Annotated in this window: 10 protein-coding genes; all 10 read left to right on the top strand. The window is 69.2% G+C overall.

Annotated elements, in window-relative coordinates:
* Positions 1–65: 65 nt before the first annotated feature.
* The 10 genes from FB381_RS08460 (at position 66) to FB381_RS08505 (ending at position 15,325) form a co-directional block, all read left to right on the top strand.
* Positions 66–1,337 (top strand): ABC transporter substrate-binding protein, encoded by a 1,272-nt coding sequence (locus FB381_RS08460; RefSeq protein ID WP_141779875.1) that lies wholly within the window; start codon positions 66–68, stop codon positions 1,335–1,337.
* Positions 1,334–2,236 (top strand): carbohydrate ABC transporter permease, encoded by a 903-nt coding sequence (locus tag FB381_RS08465; RefSeq protein ID WP_246088023.1) that lies wholly within the window; start codon positions 1,334–1,336, stop codon positions 2,234–2,236. Before FB381_RS08460 ends, FB381_RS08465 begins: the two co-directional genes overlap by 4 nt.
* On the top strand, positions 2,236–3,114 hold the full coding sequence (locus FB381_RS08470; RefSeq protein WP_211352364.1) for a carbohydrate ABC transporter permease: 879 nt from the start codon (positions 2,236–2,238) through the stop codon (positions 3,112–3,114). Before FB381_RS08465 ends, FB381_RS08470 begins: the two co-directional genes overlap by 1 nt.
* Complete coding sequence (locus FB381_RS08475; protein ID WP_141779876.1) at positions 3,111–4,349, top strand: AGE family epimerase/isomerase; 1,239 nt, start codon at positions 3,111–3,113, stop codon at positions 4,347–4,349. The genes FB381_RS08470 and FB381_RS08475 overlap by 4 nt, the downstream gene beginning before the upstream one ends.
* Complete coding sequence (locus tag FB381_RS08480) at positions 4,346–7,387, top strand: GH92 family glycosyl hydrolase (RefSeq protein ID WP_211352365.1); 3,042 nt, start codon at positions 4,346–4,348, stop codon at positions 7,385–7,387. Before FB381_RS08475 ends, FB381_RS08480 begins: the two co-directional genes overlap by 4 nt.
* Entirely contained in the window at positions 7,387–10,347 is a 2,961-nt protein-coding gene (locus FB381_RS08485) for an alpha-mannosidase (protein WP_141779877.1), read from the top strand. Before FB381_RS08480 ends, FB381_RS08485 begins: the two co-directional genes overlap by 1 nt.
* Before the next feature lie 14 nt (positions 10,348–10,361).
* A complete protein-coding gene (locus tag FB381_RS08490; RefSeq protein WP_141779878.1) occupies positions 10,362–11,279 on the top strand; it encodes an endo-beta-N-acetylglucosaminidase H in 918 nt (305 codons plus the stop codon).
* A gap of 203 nt (positions 11,280–11,482) precedes the next feature.
* The gene (locus FB381_RS08495) at positions 11,483–13,042 is read left to right on the top strand and encodes a TIGR03767 family metallophosphoesterase (RefSeq protein ID WP_170225096.1); all 1,560 of its coding nucleotides are present in this window, start codon (positions 11,483–11,485) and stop codon (positions 13,040–13,042) included.
* Positions 13,043–13,174: 132 nt separating this feature from the next.
* Positions 13,175–13,588: a DUF3052 domain-containing protein gene (locus FB381_RS08500; protein ID WP_141779880.1), complete on the top strand. Its 414-nt coding sequence runs from the start codon at positions 13,175–13,177 to the stop codon at positions 13,586–13,588.
* Between the two features lie 69 nt (positions 13,589–13,657).
* Positions 13,658–15,325 (top strand): AMP-binding protein, encoded by a 1,668-nt coding sequence (locus FB381_RS08505; protein ID WP_141779881.1) that lies wholly within the window; start codon positions 13,658–13,660, stop codon positions 15,323–15,325.

Here is a 15,325-nt window from a genome sequence, read left to right on the forward strand (position 1 = left end):
TGGTTCGGTGAATAGTACGGGCACAACTTAACCGCTTTATTCAGGTTATCAACAGGGAGTGGAAGATGAGCGCACGTCGGTTGGCAGGAGTCGCCGCGGGGCTGGCCATGGGCGTCACCGCGTTGACGGGTTGCGGGGCCGGCGACGAGCCGTCCGCGAGTGACCTGGACGGCAAGGTCGAGGGCAAGGTCTCGATCCAGACCTGGGCGCTGAAGCCGAAGTTCACCGACTACGTCGAGGGTGTCATCGCCGCCTTCGAGAAGGAGCACCCCGACGTAGAGGTGACCTGGCTCGACCAGCCCGGCGACGGCTACGACCAGAAGGTGCTCACCCAGGCGTCCTCCGGCGACCTTCCCGATGTCACCAACCTGCCCCCGGACTTCGCTCTCCCGCTCGCTGAGCAGGAGCAGCTCCTCGACCTCGAGAAGACCGACGTCGACCTGGAGGAGACGTTCGTCGAGGGCGGCCTGCAGGGCTACCGGTACGACGGGATCGACGGCACCTACGGCTACCCGTGGTACCTCGGCACCGACGTGAACTACTGGAACAAGGACATGCTCGCCAAGAACGGCCTCGACCCGGAGAACCTGCCGACCGACCTCGACTCGCTGATCGCACAGGCCACGACGCTGAAGGAGAAGTCCGGCGGCAAGGCCTACCTGATGACCCGCAAGCCCGGGCTCAACGATCTGCAGCAGGCCGACGTCCCGATCTTCAACGATGAGGGCACCGAGCTGACCTTCAACACCCCCGAGGCCGTCGAGCTCGTGCAGAAGTACGCCGACGCGTACGCGGACAACCTGCTGCCCAAGGACATCCTCACCGACAGCTTCCAGGGCAACGCGGAGCTCTACAACCAGGAGAAGGCGGCCTGGACGACGGGCAGCTCCAACATCTCCGGCCTCGAGGAGGCCAACCCGGCTCTCGCCAAGGGCACCGAGATCTCGGCCGCCTTCGGCGACGGCCCGCTGTACGTCCAGGGCCTCTCGGTCAACGCCAACAGCAAGAATCTCGCCGCCGCGAACGCGCTGGCCCAGTTCGTGACCAACCCCGACAACCAGCGTGAGTTCGCCAAGCTGGCCCCGGGCGTCTACCCGAGCACGATCGCCTCGCAGGAGGACCCCTACTTCACCGAGGACGACGGCTCCGTCGCCGCCGAGGCGAAGGTCACCGGCCTGAAGACGTTGACGACCGCCATCCCGAACAACCCGAAGGTGTCGCCGGCGATGTCGACCATCATCGACCAGCAGATCGCCCTCGCCATCAGCGGTGATGCCACGCCGCAGGAAGCCCTCGACAAGGCCGTCGAGGAGTGCAACAAGCTCCTGGCGCAGTGACCGACACCAAGATGATGAGCAGCCGGGTGCGTGAGCACAAGTGGTTCACGCCCTGGTTGCTCGTCGCGCCCGCGACCCTGTGGCTGTGCGTGTTCAACCTCTACCCGGCGCTGAACACGGTCTACATGGCCTTCACCAACAAGAAGCCGCTCGGCGGAGGAGAGCTCGTCGGGCTCGCAAACTTCGAGCGGATGCTCGACGACGACCAGCTCGTCTACGCGCTCACCAACTCGATCCTCTACATGCTGGTCTGCGTACCCCTGCTCACCATGCTGCCGCTGCTGCTCGCGGTGCTGGTGGAGAAGAAGCTGCCCGGCCTGACCTTCTTCCGGGTCGCCTTCTACACGCCGGTCGTCGCCTCGGCCGTGGTCGTCGCGCTGATCTGGAACTGGATGCTCGACGACCGCGGCGCCATCAACGCGATCCTGCAGGCGCTGAAGGTGGTCCAGGAGCCGCTGCCGTTCCTCACCGACCGCTGGCTGCTGCTGTTCAGCGCGATCAGCCTGACGGTCTGGAAGGGCCTGGGCTACTACATGATCATCTACCTCTCCGCGCTCGGGAACGTCGGCAAGGAGCTGCACGAGGCCGCGGCTGTGGACGGGGCCGGCCCGGTGCGCCGGTTCTGGAGCATCACCGTGCCCGGCGTACGCGGCACGATGCTGCTGATCACGATCCTGATCACCGTCTCCTCGCTGCGGATCTTCTCCGAGCTCTTCGTGATGACCGGTGGCACCGGCGGGCCCGGAGGGCGGGTCAGCTCGGTGGTCATGCTGATCCAGATGTACTCCACGGGCTTCACCGGTCACCTCGGCTATGCCTCCGCACTGAGCCTGCTGCTCTTCGCGCTCACGCTGGTGCCGATGGTGCTCCTGGCCCGCCTCAACAGGAAGGACGCCTGATGTCGGCGCCGCAGATGAAGGTGGCAGCGAAGCAGAGGTCGTACGCCTTCCACCGGATGTCCGCGGGCGAGGTGATCGTGCGCTACGCACTGCTCGCGCTCGTGCTCGTGATCACGATCCTGCCCTTCGTCTGGCAGCTGTCGACGTCGCTGAAGGGGATCGACGAGAACATCTACACGGCCACCCCGCGGTTCATCCCGGAGGACCCGACCTTCGCCAACTACACCAAGGTCGCCGAGGTCGTTCCGGTGGTCGACTACGCGATGAACTCGGTCATCGTGGCGATCCTGGTCGTGGGCGGAAACATCATCGGGGCCACGTTGGCGGGCTACGCCCTGGCGAAGCTGCGCTTCCGCGGCAGCACGCTGGTGCTCGGCGCGCTGCTGGCCACGCTGATCCTGCCGGGCGAGGCGACGATCATCGCCCAGTACGTCACGGTCCGCTCGCTCGGGCTCACCGACACCCTGCTGGGCGTCGCGCTGCCGGGCATGATCGGGATGATCAACGTCCTGCTGATGCGGGCGGCGTTCACCGCGATCCCCGACGAGCTGGAGATGGCGGCCAAGGTCGACGGCGCCAACGCCTGGCAGCGGCTCATCCACGTCAACCTCCCCGGCGTACGCGGCATGCTCAGCGTGATCTGCATCTTCGCGTTCATCGGAGCCTGGGACGACTTCCTGTGGCCGCTGATCGTCTTGACCGACCCGGAGAACCTGACGCTGACCGTCGGTCTGCAGTACCTCTCGGGCACGTTCACCAACAATCCCCGCCTGATCGCGGCAGGCACGATGATCTCGTTCGTCCCGATCGTGATCGTCTTCGCCGTCCTGCAGCGCTACTTCTTCCGCGGGGTCGAGGAAGGGGCGATCAAGGGATGACCGACCTGCAACTGACCGCCGCCGAGATCGCCCGCTTCGAGGAGGAGTCGGCCCGGTTGCTGTCCTTCGCGCGGGGGTCCCGCCACGAGGGCGGTGGCTTCGGGTGGCTCGACGAGAACGGCGCCTTGGACCCCGAGCGGCCGGTCGAGACCTGGATCACCTGCCGGATGACGCACGTCTTCGGGCTCGCGCAGCTGCGCGGCGACGCGTCGGCCGCTGCGTACGTCGACCACGGGGTGGCCGCGCTGACCGGGCTGCTCCACGACGACGTCAACGGCGGCTGGCACTCCGCGGTCTCCCCGGAGACCGGCGAGGTGATCAGCACCGTGAAGGAGGGCTACGCCCATGCCTTCGTGATGCTCGCCGCCACCACCGCGTACGCCGCCGGCCACCCCGGCGCGGAGGCGCTGCTCGATGACGCGCTGGGCGTGATGGAGGAGCAGTTCTGGCGCGAGGACGACGGGCTGATCCTCGACGTGTGGAGCGCCGACTGGGCCTCGTTGGACGGCTATCGCGGGGTCAACACCAACATGCACGCCGTCGAGGCGTTCCTGGCGGCCGCGGAGGTGACCGGCCGCGGGGTCTGGCTCGATCGCGCCGTGCGGATCCTCGAGCGGGTCGTGCACGGCTTCGCGCGCGAGCACGACTGGCGGCTTCCCGAACACTTCTCCTCGTCCTGGTCGGTCGAGCTGGACTACAACATCGACGAGCCGGGGCACCCGTTCCGGCCGTACGGTGTCACGATCGGGCACCTCTTCGAGTGGTCCCGGCTGGCGCTGCACGCTCGCACCCTGCTCGGTCCGCAGGCACCTTCGTGGCTGCTCAAGGATGCTCGCTCGCTGTTCGCCGCGGCGACCGAGCGCGGCTGGGCGGTCGACGGTTCGGACGGTTTCGTCTACACCACCGACTTCGAGGACCGGCCGGTGGTGCGTGAGCGGATGCACTGGGTCGCCGCCGAGGCGGTCGGCGCCGCATGGACGCTCTTTCGCGACACCGGGTCGGCGGAGGCCCTGGCGGACGTACGCCGCTGGTGTGCCTACTGCGAGGAGCATCTGGTCGACCGTGAGAACGGCTCGTGGCACCACGAGCTCGACGCGGGCAACCGGCCCTCGGCCAGGGTCTGGCCGGGCAAACCGGACATCTACCACGCCTATCAGACGGTGATCCTGCCGTTGCTGCCCGCCGGTGCCAGCTTCGCCGGCGCCGCCTCGGCCGGCAGGAGGGGCCGGTCGTGACAGGCCCTCGGGATCCCGTCGCCGCCCGTGCGGGTGTCGGCTACTCGTCGCAGGACGCCTGGTGCCTCGAGGTGCAGCCGGACAGCGGTGAGGTCACGGCAGATCTCCCGCTGACGGCACCGATCGAGGTGGCCGACGGCGACGAGCTGAGGTTCGTCGTGTTCCCCGAGTCGGCAGCCGAGGGCCAGCGGCGATGGGACTCCACGTACGTCTGCCTCGACGCGGTCCTCGACGACGGCCGCCGGCTCAGCGGGATGGGGCTCGTCGACCAGTACGGCCAGGCGCTCACCCCCGAAGCCCAGGGAGATGGCAAGAGGGCCTGGGTGGACCAGTGGAACCTGCGCCGGGTTGCCCTGACCGGCCTGGGCGGGCGCCGGATCGAGCGGATCCTGGTCGTGGCCAGGGCCGGCGAGGTGCCGCTGCGGGTGTGGGGCGACGAGGTGGACGTACGTCCCGCTCGGCCGTTCCCCGCGAGAGCTCTCGACCAGGTCGACATCCGTCGCGGGACCCATTCCAGCGACCGGTTCTCGCGCGGCAACAACGCGCCGCTGATCGGTCTCCCGCACGGCGGCGTCTTCGGTCTGCCGATGACCGATGCCGCGGTGAGCGGCTGGCCCTACGCCTGGCAGGCGCACAACCGCGAGACCGCCGGCGGGCCGAACCGGCCGACGATCGAGGCGTTCGCGACCTCGCACATCCCGAGCCCGTGGATGGGCGACCACGGGGTCTTCCAGGTGATGCCGAGCCCGCTGGCCGAGCCGGTCGAGGGTCGCCGGGAACGAGCGCTGGGGTTCGACCACGACGACGAGGAACCCGGGCCGCACCGCTACGCGGTCACCCTCGACGGTGACCTCACCGCAGAGCTCGTCCCCGGCGACTTCGCGCTCGGCATGCGGTTCACCGGAGCCCGCTCGCTGGTGCTCGACCATCATGGCGAGATCCGGTCGCTGACCTGCTCTCACGACAGCGAGGGTCTCGTCGTCCGTGCCCTCCTCGACGACCGCGAGGGCAAGCCTGCGCAGCACGTCCACCTCCGTGTCGACGGGACCTCCCAGCTGCGCCTGGGCGAGGGCCGGCTCCGTGGCCACATCGCGCTGAGCGGGGCAGGGGAGGTCGACGTACGCCTCGGGGTCTCGACCGTCAGCGACGAGCAGGCGGCGGCCAACCTGGCAGATGCCGGGTCGTTCGACGAGATGGCTGCACGGGCTCGCGCGGAGTGGGAGCGGGCGCTGGCGACCGTCGAGGTCGAGGGGGCGAGCGACGACCAGCTGGTCTCGATCCGGTCCGGGCTCTACCGGCTCTTCCTCTACCCTGGCCGCTTCGGCGAGGGTCCCTCGCACACACATGTCTCGCCCTACGACCTGACCACGGTGCGACATGCTCCGATGACGGTCACCCACGGTTTCTGGGACACCTACCGCACCGCCTGGCCGCTGCTCGCGCTGCTCGACCCTGCCGGTGCCGGAGAGCTGGCCGAAGGCTTCGTCGAGCACTTCCGCGACCGTGGCTGGACGCCGCGCTGGAGTGCTCCGGCGGCCGAGGACTGCATGACCGGCACCACCTTCGACACGGTGCTGGGTGACCTGGCGCTGCGGGACGTGCCCGGGATCGACCTGGAGACCGCCTACGCCTCGGCCCTGAGGAACGCGACGGTGCCGCCGGACGACACCCGGGTCGGACGCAAGGGCCTGCGGAAGGCGATCTTCCGCGGACATGTGGACACCGAGACCCACGAAGGCCTGTCGTGGACCCTCGACAACGCGATCAACGACTGGGGCATCTCCCGGCTCGCCCACACCCTGGGCCAGAACAGGGCGGACGAGGACCTGGCAGCCGAGGAGGAGTACTTCTCGCGGCGGGCACTGGGGTATCGGAACGTCTTCGATCCCGATCGGGGGTTCTTCATCGGGCGGACGCCTTCCGGTGCCTGGCGTGACCGCTTCGACCCGGACGAGTGGGGGCACGACTACACCGAGACCAACGCGTGGGGGACCGCCTTCACCGCGCCCCACGACGGGGCCGGGCTGGCCGAGCTGCACGGCGGCGAGGCTGCCCTCGGGGCGAAGCTGGACGAGTTCTTCTCGCGTCCCGAGACCGGTGCAGCGTCGCTGAGCGGTCACTACGGGTTCGCGATCCACGAGATGACCGAGGCCCGTGACGTACGTCTGGGGATGCTCGGTCTCTCCAACCAGCCGGCACACCACATCCCGTTCATGTACATGTTCGCCGGGCGCCACGACGACGCCCACCGGATCGTGCGGGAGTGCGTCTCGCGCCTGTTCGTGGGCTCCGACCTCGGCCAGGGCTATCCCGGCGACGAGGACAACGGCGAGATGTCGGCCTGGTACGTCCTCGCCTCCATCGGGCTCTATCCGCTGGTGCCGGGATCCGCCTCCTACGTCGTGGTCCCGCCGTCGGTGCGACGCACGGTGCTGCGTCCCGTCGGCGGCAAGGAGATCGTGATCGAGACGGACGGGGAGGGTGACTACATCCGGGCGGTGACGTTGGACGGGGAGCCGTGGGAGGAGATCTCGATCCCGCACGCGCGCCTGGCCGCCGGGGCGCACCTGGTCATCGAGCTCTCCGAGGTGCCGTGCGGCTGGGCGAAGGGCTCCCGGCCGCCGTCGGCCTCGCGGGTCACGCCGGGGTTGCCGGTCGCCGACGTGACCGTGACGGTCCCGGGCACGCTGACCGACGACACCGGCGAGACAGCGGTGATCCTGGGCCCGGGGGAGCAGGTCGAGGTGCCGCTCGCCGGTGAGCGGAGGCTGTCTCTCTACACGGTCACCGCCGCCTGCGACGGCCGGATCGGCTGGGAGGTGGACTACCTCGACGCCACCGGAGCGACGGTGGCCCGCGAGGAACGGGCCGGCGAGACGTACGTCTGGGCTGGTCAGACCCGGGTCTTCCGGGTCCGGCGCGGGGAGCCGGTCACGGCGAGCGCCGTACGGTTCACCGCGGTGACCGCCTGCGTGCTCACGCAGCTGGAAGTCATCGAAGACGACCGAGACAACCGAGTTAGGCAGGACGAGCACTGATGCACGATGACGTACACCTCACCGAGGGGCGAGTGAGCCGGGTGCTCAAGGAGCGCCTGTGGCCGGCGGTCCACACCGCCTCGGCGCCCGTGAGCGTCGAGTGGCACGAGCTGCCCGGGGAGCCGATCGCTCCGACCGAAGGGCTGGCGCTGACGTACGAGCCCTTCGAGGTCGGCAGCGACTGGGGCCCGGCCTGGGGGACCGCCTGGTTCCGGATCACCGGGTCGGTGCCGGCGGAGTGGGCCGGCAGGCGGGTGGAGCTGGTCTGCGACCTCGGCTTCGACGTCAACATGCCCGGCTTCCAGTGCGAGGGGCTGGTCTACACGCCTGACGGCGAGCCGATCAAGAGCCTCAACCCGCGCAACCAGTGGGTGCTGGTCGCCGATGAGGCCGAGGGCGGCGAGCGGATCGAGCTCTTCCTGGAGGCCGCGGCCAACCCGGTGCTGCTCGACTACCACCCCTTCCTCCCCACCCAGGAGGGCGACATCGAGACCTCCTCGAAGAAGAAGCTCTACACGACCCGCAGGATCGAGCTCGCCGTCTTCGAGAAGGACGTCTTCGAGCTCTGCCTCGACCTGGAGACGCTCCACGAGCTGCAGGTCGAGCTGCCCGAGGGGCCGCGGAAGTCACGGATCCTGCAGGCGATCGACGACGCACTCGACCGGGTCGACCTGCAGCGGATCGCGGAGACGGCTGTTTCGGCTCGGGAGGCGCTGACCGAGGTGCTCGAGGCGACCGCCCACGACTCCGCCCACCAGATCTCCGCGATCGGCCATGCCCACATCGACTCCGCCTGGCTGTGGCCGGTGCGCGAGACGATCCGCAAGGTCGCGCGCACCACCTCCTCGATGACCGAGCTGCTCGGCGAGGACCCCGACTTCCGCTACGGGATGTCGTCGGCCCAGCAGTACGCCTGGGTCAAGGAGCATCGCCCCGAGGTCTATGCGGGCGTCAAGGCCGCTGTGGCCGAGGGCCGGTTCATCCCGTTGGGCGGCATGTGGGTCGAGTCCGACACCACGATGCCGTCGGGGGAGTCGCTGGTGCGGCAGTTCCTCTACGGCCAGCGGTTCTTCGAGAGCGAGTTCGGGATCCGTTGCCAGGGCGTGTGGCTGCCCGACTCCTTCGGCTATTCGCCCGCCCTGCCGCAGCTGATGAAGCGAGCCGGGTTCGAGTGGTTCTTCACCCAGAAGATCTCCTGGAACCAGGTCAACAAGTTCCCGCACCACACCTTCGAGTGGGAGGGCATCGACGGATCGCGCATCCTGAGCCACTTCCCGCCGATGGACACCTACAACTCCCGGCTCTCCGGCGAGGAGGTCGCCAAGGCGTCGCGGCAGTTCCGCGAGAACCGGTTGGCCACCGGGTCGATCGCGCCGGTCGGCTGGGGCGACGGGGGTGGCGGTACGACCCGCGAGATGGCCGGCAAGGCCCGTCGACTGGCCGATCTGGAGGGCTCGGCGCAGGTGTCGTGGCGCCACCCCGACGAGTTCTTCGAGAAGGCGCGCGCGGAGCTGCCAGAGCCGCCGGTGTGGGTCGGTGAGCTCTACCTCGAGCTCCACCGCGCCACCCTCACCTCCCAGCACCTCACCAAGCAGGGCAACCGGCGCTGCGAGCACCTGCTGGTCGAGGCCGAGCTGTGGTCGGCGACCGCGTCTGTTCGTGGCCTGCTCGACTACCCCTACGACGAGCTGGACGCGCTGTGGCAGCAGATCCTGCTGCAGCAGTTCCACGACATCCTGCCCGGCACGTCCATCGCCTGGGTCCACCGCGAGGCGGCCGCTCACTACGCCCGGGTCGCCGAGGCTGCCGAGGCTCTCATCGCCAAGGCGGTCACCGCGCTCGCCGGCGAGGGAACCGTCGCGCTGCGTGCCGACGGTCGCGCCGGGTCCGTCCTGGCGGCCGAGCCCGTGGCGGCGGTCTCCGTGGTCGAGCAGGACGAGACGTACGTCTTGGGGAACGACCTCGTCGAGGTCACCGTCTCCGCCGAGGGCCTGATCACCTCGGCGGTCGACCTGGCGACGGGGCGCGACGCGATCCCGGCCGGGGCCGAGGCCAACCTGCTCCAGCTCCACCAGGACTTCCCGAACATGTGGGACGCCTGGGACGTGGACCGCTTCTACCGCAACCGGGTCACCGACCTGCGCGAGGTCACCTCGATCAAGATCACCGAGGACGGGCTGGTCGTCGAGCGGCCGATCTCGCCGGAGTCGACCACCACGCAGACGCTGTCGCTCGCGCCCGGATCGCGGGTGCTCGAGATCGCCCAGAGCACCGAGTGGCACGAGACCGAGAAGTTCCTCAAGGTCGCCTTCCCGCTCGACGTGAAGGCCGAGCAGACGCTCGCCGAGACCCAGTTCGGCTACCACCGCCGCCCGACCCACACCAACACCTCCTGGGAGGCGGCGAAGTTCGAGACCTCGATGCACCGCTGGGTGCTGGCATCCGAGCCTGGGTTCGGGGTCGCGCTGGTCAACGACTCGACGTACGGCTTCGACGTCACTCGTCCTTCGGCGCTGACCACGGAGGTGCGGCTCTCGCTGCTGCGGGCGCCGCGTTTCCCCGACCCGGAGACCGACCAGGGTGTGCAGACACATCGCTACGGGCTGGTCATCGGCGCTGACGTCGCGGCCGCGACGGACGCGGGGGCGGCACTCAACACGCCGCCTCGCCAGATCGCCGGCGCTGAGGCTGTCGAGCCGCTGGTGACCGTCTCCGGCGAAGGCCTGGTGGTCTCGAGCGTGAAGCTCGCCGCCGACCGCTCCGGCGACCTGGTCGTACGTGTCTACGAGTCCACCGGTGCGCGTACGCAGGGGGAGCTGCGCGTCGCCGAGAGCTTCGAGCGGGTCGAGGAGATCTCGCTCGTGGAGGATCCGATCGCTGAGGTGAGCGCCGACGGCGGTGTCGTCGCGCTCAGTCTCGGGGCGTTCGAGGTCCGCACCCTGAGGTTCCACCGCAACTAAAGGAGAGATCGACCATGTCAGTTCCCCACATCTCACGCAGACGCATGCTCCTCGGCGCCGGCGCCGGCGCCGGTGCCGCAGGCCTCGCGGCCACCGGCGTCGGCCTGGCCTCCTCGGCCCTCGCGGCGCGCCCACAGGCCTCGCCGACGCTGATGACCGGATATGTCGAGGTCAACAGCCACAGCGTCGGCAACGTCGCCAAGTACGAGCTGGACGGAGGCGGCAACGTCTTCGACATCGGCCTGATCTTCGCCGCCAACATCAACTACGACGGCCAGCAGGCCTATCTCTACAACAACCCCCAGGTGCAGGCGCAGCTCGACGGCGCCGACACCCACATCCGTCCGGCCCAGGCCAAGGGCATCAAGATCCTGCTCTCGGTGCTCGGCAACCATCAAGGCGCCGGCTTCGCCAACTTCCCCGACCGTGCGGCGGCCGAGGCGTTCGCCGACCAGCTCGCCGACGTGGTGAACCGCTACGGCCTGGACGGGATCGACTTCGACGACGAGTGGGCGGACTACGGCGCCAACGGAACCGGCCAGCCCAACGACTTCTCCTTCGTCTATCTGGTCCAGGCGCTGCGCGAGCGGATTCCGGACAAGCTGATCACGCTCTACTACATCGGCCCGACCGCCTCACGGCTCTCCTACGGTGGGGTCAACGCCGGTGACCTGCTCGACCACTCCTGGAACCCGTACTACGGCACCTGGGGCGTCCCGGACGTACCCGGCCTCGGCAAGGCCGAGCTCGCCCCTGCGGCGATCGACATCCAGGGCACCCCGTCCTCCACCGCCGTCAGCCTTGCCTCCCAAACCGTCTCTGAGGGGTACGGGGTGTTCAACACCTACAACCTGGGCTCTGCTGACGCGAGCGGGTATCTCTCCGAGGTCACCCGCAAGCTCTACGGGAAGGCGACCCTCTACACGGGCTGAGGCACATCGCCGAGTCGCCGATCCCGTCGATGCTGCCCGCTTGGCCGGAAGCGGGCACTCCGGCCGGCCGAGCCCTCGCCCGGGCAGATCGGGCTGCCTGTCGCCGAGATCAATCCTCATGAGCCGATCGCCTGGCTTGGGGAGTATCGTTCGCGCCCGGACCGCGGGGACCAGCGGAGACCGGCGGAGGAGAAGAGGGCGTAGTGGGTGTCACCAGCGAGGACGGGCGGATCGTCGCCGGCGGTCGCAAGGGGACGTACGTACGGCTGGCCGAAGGTTCTCAGGAGCGCCACGTCTCGCGCACCGACCTGGCTCAGCGCCCCGACGACCTCGGCGACCCGATCCTGACCGTCGCGCACCTCTCCGACCTGCACGTCTGCGACCACCAGTCACCGGCGCGGGCAGAGGTGCTCGACCGGCTCAAGGACCCTGACACGGCCACCGCCGAGCTGATCGACCAGGTCGGCACCTACCGGGCCCAGGAGCTGCTGACCGCGCAGGTCGGGGCGGCGATGGTCGAGGCGGTCAACGAGATCAGCGAGGGCCCGGTCGGTGGTGGCCCGCTCGACCTGGCGATCACCACCGGCGACAGCACCGACAACGGCCAGCTCAACGAGCTCGACTGGTATCTGACGCTGCTCGACGGCGGTCGCCTGACGCCCGACTCCGGCGACATGCTGCACTACGAGGGCGTCGACGGCCTGCCCGACGAACGCTTCTGGCACCCCGAGGGCGGGGCCTACGACAGGCCGCGCGGCTATGGCGGATTCCCGCTCGTGCCGGGGTTGCTGAAGGCGATGCGCCGGGCGATCGACTCGCCCGGGCTGGAGGTGCCGTGGCTGGCGGTCAACGGCAACCACGACGCGCTGCTGCAGGGCACCATCCCCACCAACGAGACCATCGCCGAGGTCGCGGTCGGCGCTCTGAAGGCCATCGCGATGCCCGAGCACTGGACCGACGAGGCCAAGGTGAAGCTCGTCGCCGGGCTGGTCGCCGGTGACCCCGAGGCGCTCACGATGCTGTCCGAGCTCGACCCCCACGAGGTGACCCCCGACAAGCGTCGCCGGCAGACCACGCTGCAGGAGTTCATCGACTACCACGTGCACGACGAGGCGAAGCCTGCCGGGCACGGCTTCAGCGCCGGTGGCAAGCCCTACTACCGCCACGACGCCAACGACCAGGTCACGTTCGTCGTGCTCGACACGGTCAACCCGGCAGGCGGTTTCGACGGCTCGCTCGACGAGGAGCAGCTCGAGTGGCTCGACGCAGAGCTTGCCTCCACCGACCGCGACGAGCGGCTCACCGTGATCGCCAGCCACCACGACGTGGCCTCGCTGGTCAACGACATGAACGGTGCCGGCGGCGGTCGGCGCGTGCTCGGCGACGAGATCGAGCAGACCGTCTCACGACACGAGAGCGCGGTGCTCTGGCTCAACGGCCACACGCATCGCACGGCGGTCAGGCCGCGCGGATCCTGGTGGGAGGTCACGGCTCCGTCGCTGGTCGACTGGCCCCAGCAGGGGAGGGTGGTCGAGCTGCTCTCCGACGGCGATGTGCTCACGATCGCGACCACCATGCTCGATCACGCGGGCCCGGCGCGCTGGAGCGGCGCGATCGACGACGTACGCCATCTGGCTTCGCTGTCTCGCGAGCTGTCCGCCAACGACTGGCAGGGCCCCAAGGTGCCCTTGGATGAACACCCCGGAGGAGGGTCGGCCAAGGATCGAAATGTGATGCTTCATCTGCTCGATCCGCGCGCGTAACACCCTTCCGACACGCCGATATCTAGCGTACGACAGGCGGTCGGGGTTGCGTCGACCAGCGTTCTCCGCTGGACTACCACCATCCAAGTTCACGCAAGCGGCGTGGATGCAACGCTTTGGAGGAAACAGAACGTGAGCTCGACCGCAGCCACAGGGCCTGCGGACCGGCTGGGCCTCAAGTCCGGCATGGTCATCCAGGAAATGGGCTGGGACAACGACACTGATGACGACCTTCGAGTCGCCATCGAAGACGCCGTCGACGCAGATCTGGTCGACGGTGACTACGGCAACGTGGTCGACGCCGTGCTGCTGTGGTGGCGCGATGACGACGGCGATCTCGTCGACGGTCTCGTCGACGCGCTGACCGACCTCGTCGGTGGCGGCGTGATCTGGCTGTTGACGCCGAAGGTGGGTCGCCCCGGTGCGGTCGACCCGGCTGACGTCGCCGAAGCCGCCCCGGTCGCCGGACTGTCCCAGACAACCACCGCGACTGTGAGCAAGGACTGGGCCGCGACGCGTCTGCTGGCACCGAAGACCCCTGCCTGATGGCGTCGGGTCTCGGCACCGCTGGACACATCCAGGTGTCGTCGGGTGCGTCCCACTAGACTCCCGACGGTGTTCTCGACTACCGCTGCCAAGGCGCGCAACGTTGGCTCTGCCGCCCGGATCCTGGCCGGCTCCGGCATCGTCCGTCCGGTCAATCCGGTAGGTCTCGTACGCACGGGCCTCGCGCTCGCTCGGTGGGGCACCGGCCCCGCGGGCGGGTTCGTCGGGCTGGCGCATCGCTACCCGCACCGCACCGCGGTGATCGACGAGCTCGGCTCGTTGACCTACGCCGATCTCGAGCGTCGCTCCAACGCGATCGCCCGGGCGCTGGCCGCCCGCGGGATCGGAGAGGGTGACGGCGTCGCGATCATGTGCCGCAACCACCGCGGTTTCATCGACGCCACCTTGGCGGTCGCGAAGCTCGGCGCCGATGCGCTGTATCTCAACACCGCCTTCGCCGGACCGCAGCTCGTCAGCGTGCTGGAGCGCGACAAGCCCGCCCTGGTCATCCACGACGAGGAGTTCACCGGGCTGCTCGCCTCGACCTCGGCCGCTGAGCGGCTGGTCGCCTGGGTCGACTCCGAAGACCCGGGGGAGACGCTCGAGTCGCTGGTCTCCGGTGACTCGCGGCCGGTCACGCCACCGAAGCGGCACGGCCGGATCGTCATCCTGACCTCCGGCACGACGGGTGCGCCGAAGTCGGCTCCGCGCCAGGAGGCCGGCATCGACGCGGCGATCGCGCTGATGTCGCGGATGCCGATGAAGGACGGCTGGCGCTGTCACATCGCGGCGCCGCTCTTCCACACCTGGGGGATCGCCCACCTGCTCTTCTCCGAGCTGCTCGGCACCACGATGATCCTGCGGCGGCGGTTCGACCCCGAGGACGCGCTGGCCACACTGGAGGCCCACGAGGCCGACTCGTTCGTGGTCATCCCCGTCATGATGCAGCGCATCCTCTCGCTGCCGGAGGAGAAGCTTGCGGCGTACGACCTGGCGGGCATCTCTTCGCGGCTGAAGGCCGTGGCCTCGTCCGGGTCCGCGCTGCCGGGCGACCTGGCGCTGGAGTGGATGGACCGGTTCGGCGACACGCTCTACAACATCTACGGCTCGACCGAGGTCTCCTACGCCTCGATCGCCGGCCCGGTCGACCTGCGGGAGGCGCCGACCTCGGCCGGCAAGCCGCCGTGGGGCACCCAGATGAAGATCCTCGACGGTGACGGCGCAGCGCTGTCCGACGGCGAGGCCGGCCGCATCTTCGTCGGCAACGGGCTGCTCTTCGAGGGCTACACCAGCGGCGGCGGCAAGGAGGTCGTCGACGGCCTGATGGCCACCGGCGACATCGGGCGTTTCGGCCCCGACGGCCGGCTCTACATCGAGGGCCGTGACGACGACATGATCGTCTCCGGCGGCGAGAACGTCTTCCCGCAGGAGGTCGAGGACTGTCTGATGCGCCACCCGCAGGTCTCCGACGCGGCCTGCGTCGGCGTCGACGACGCCGACTTCGGCAAGCGTCTGCGTGGCTTCGTCGTGCTGGTCTCGGGGGCCGACGCCGACGAGCAGACGCTGAAGGACTGGGTCAAGGACAACCTCGCCCGGTTCAAGGTGCCCCGCGAGATCGTCGTGATCGACGACCTGCCCCGCAACGCGACCGGCAAGGTGCTCCGCCGCGAGCTGGCCGGCTGGAAGGCCGACTCGGCGAGCGGATTCGACCAGAGCGAGCCGCGAGAGGATGCTTGA

This window comes from Nocardioides albertanoniae, assembly GCF_006716315.1.
Taxonomy (GTDB): Bacteria; Actinomycetota; Actinomycetes; order Propionibacteriales; family Nocardioidaceae; genus Nocardioides; species Nocardioides albertanoniae.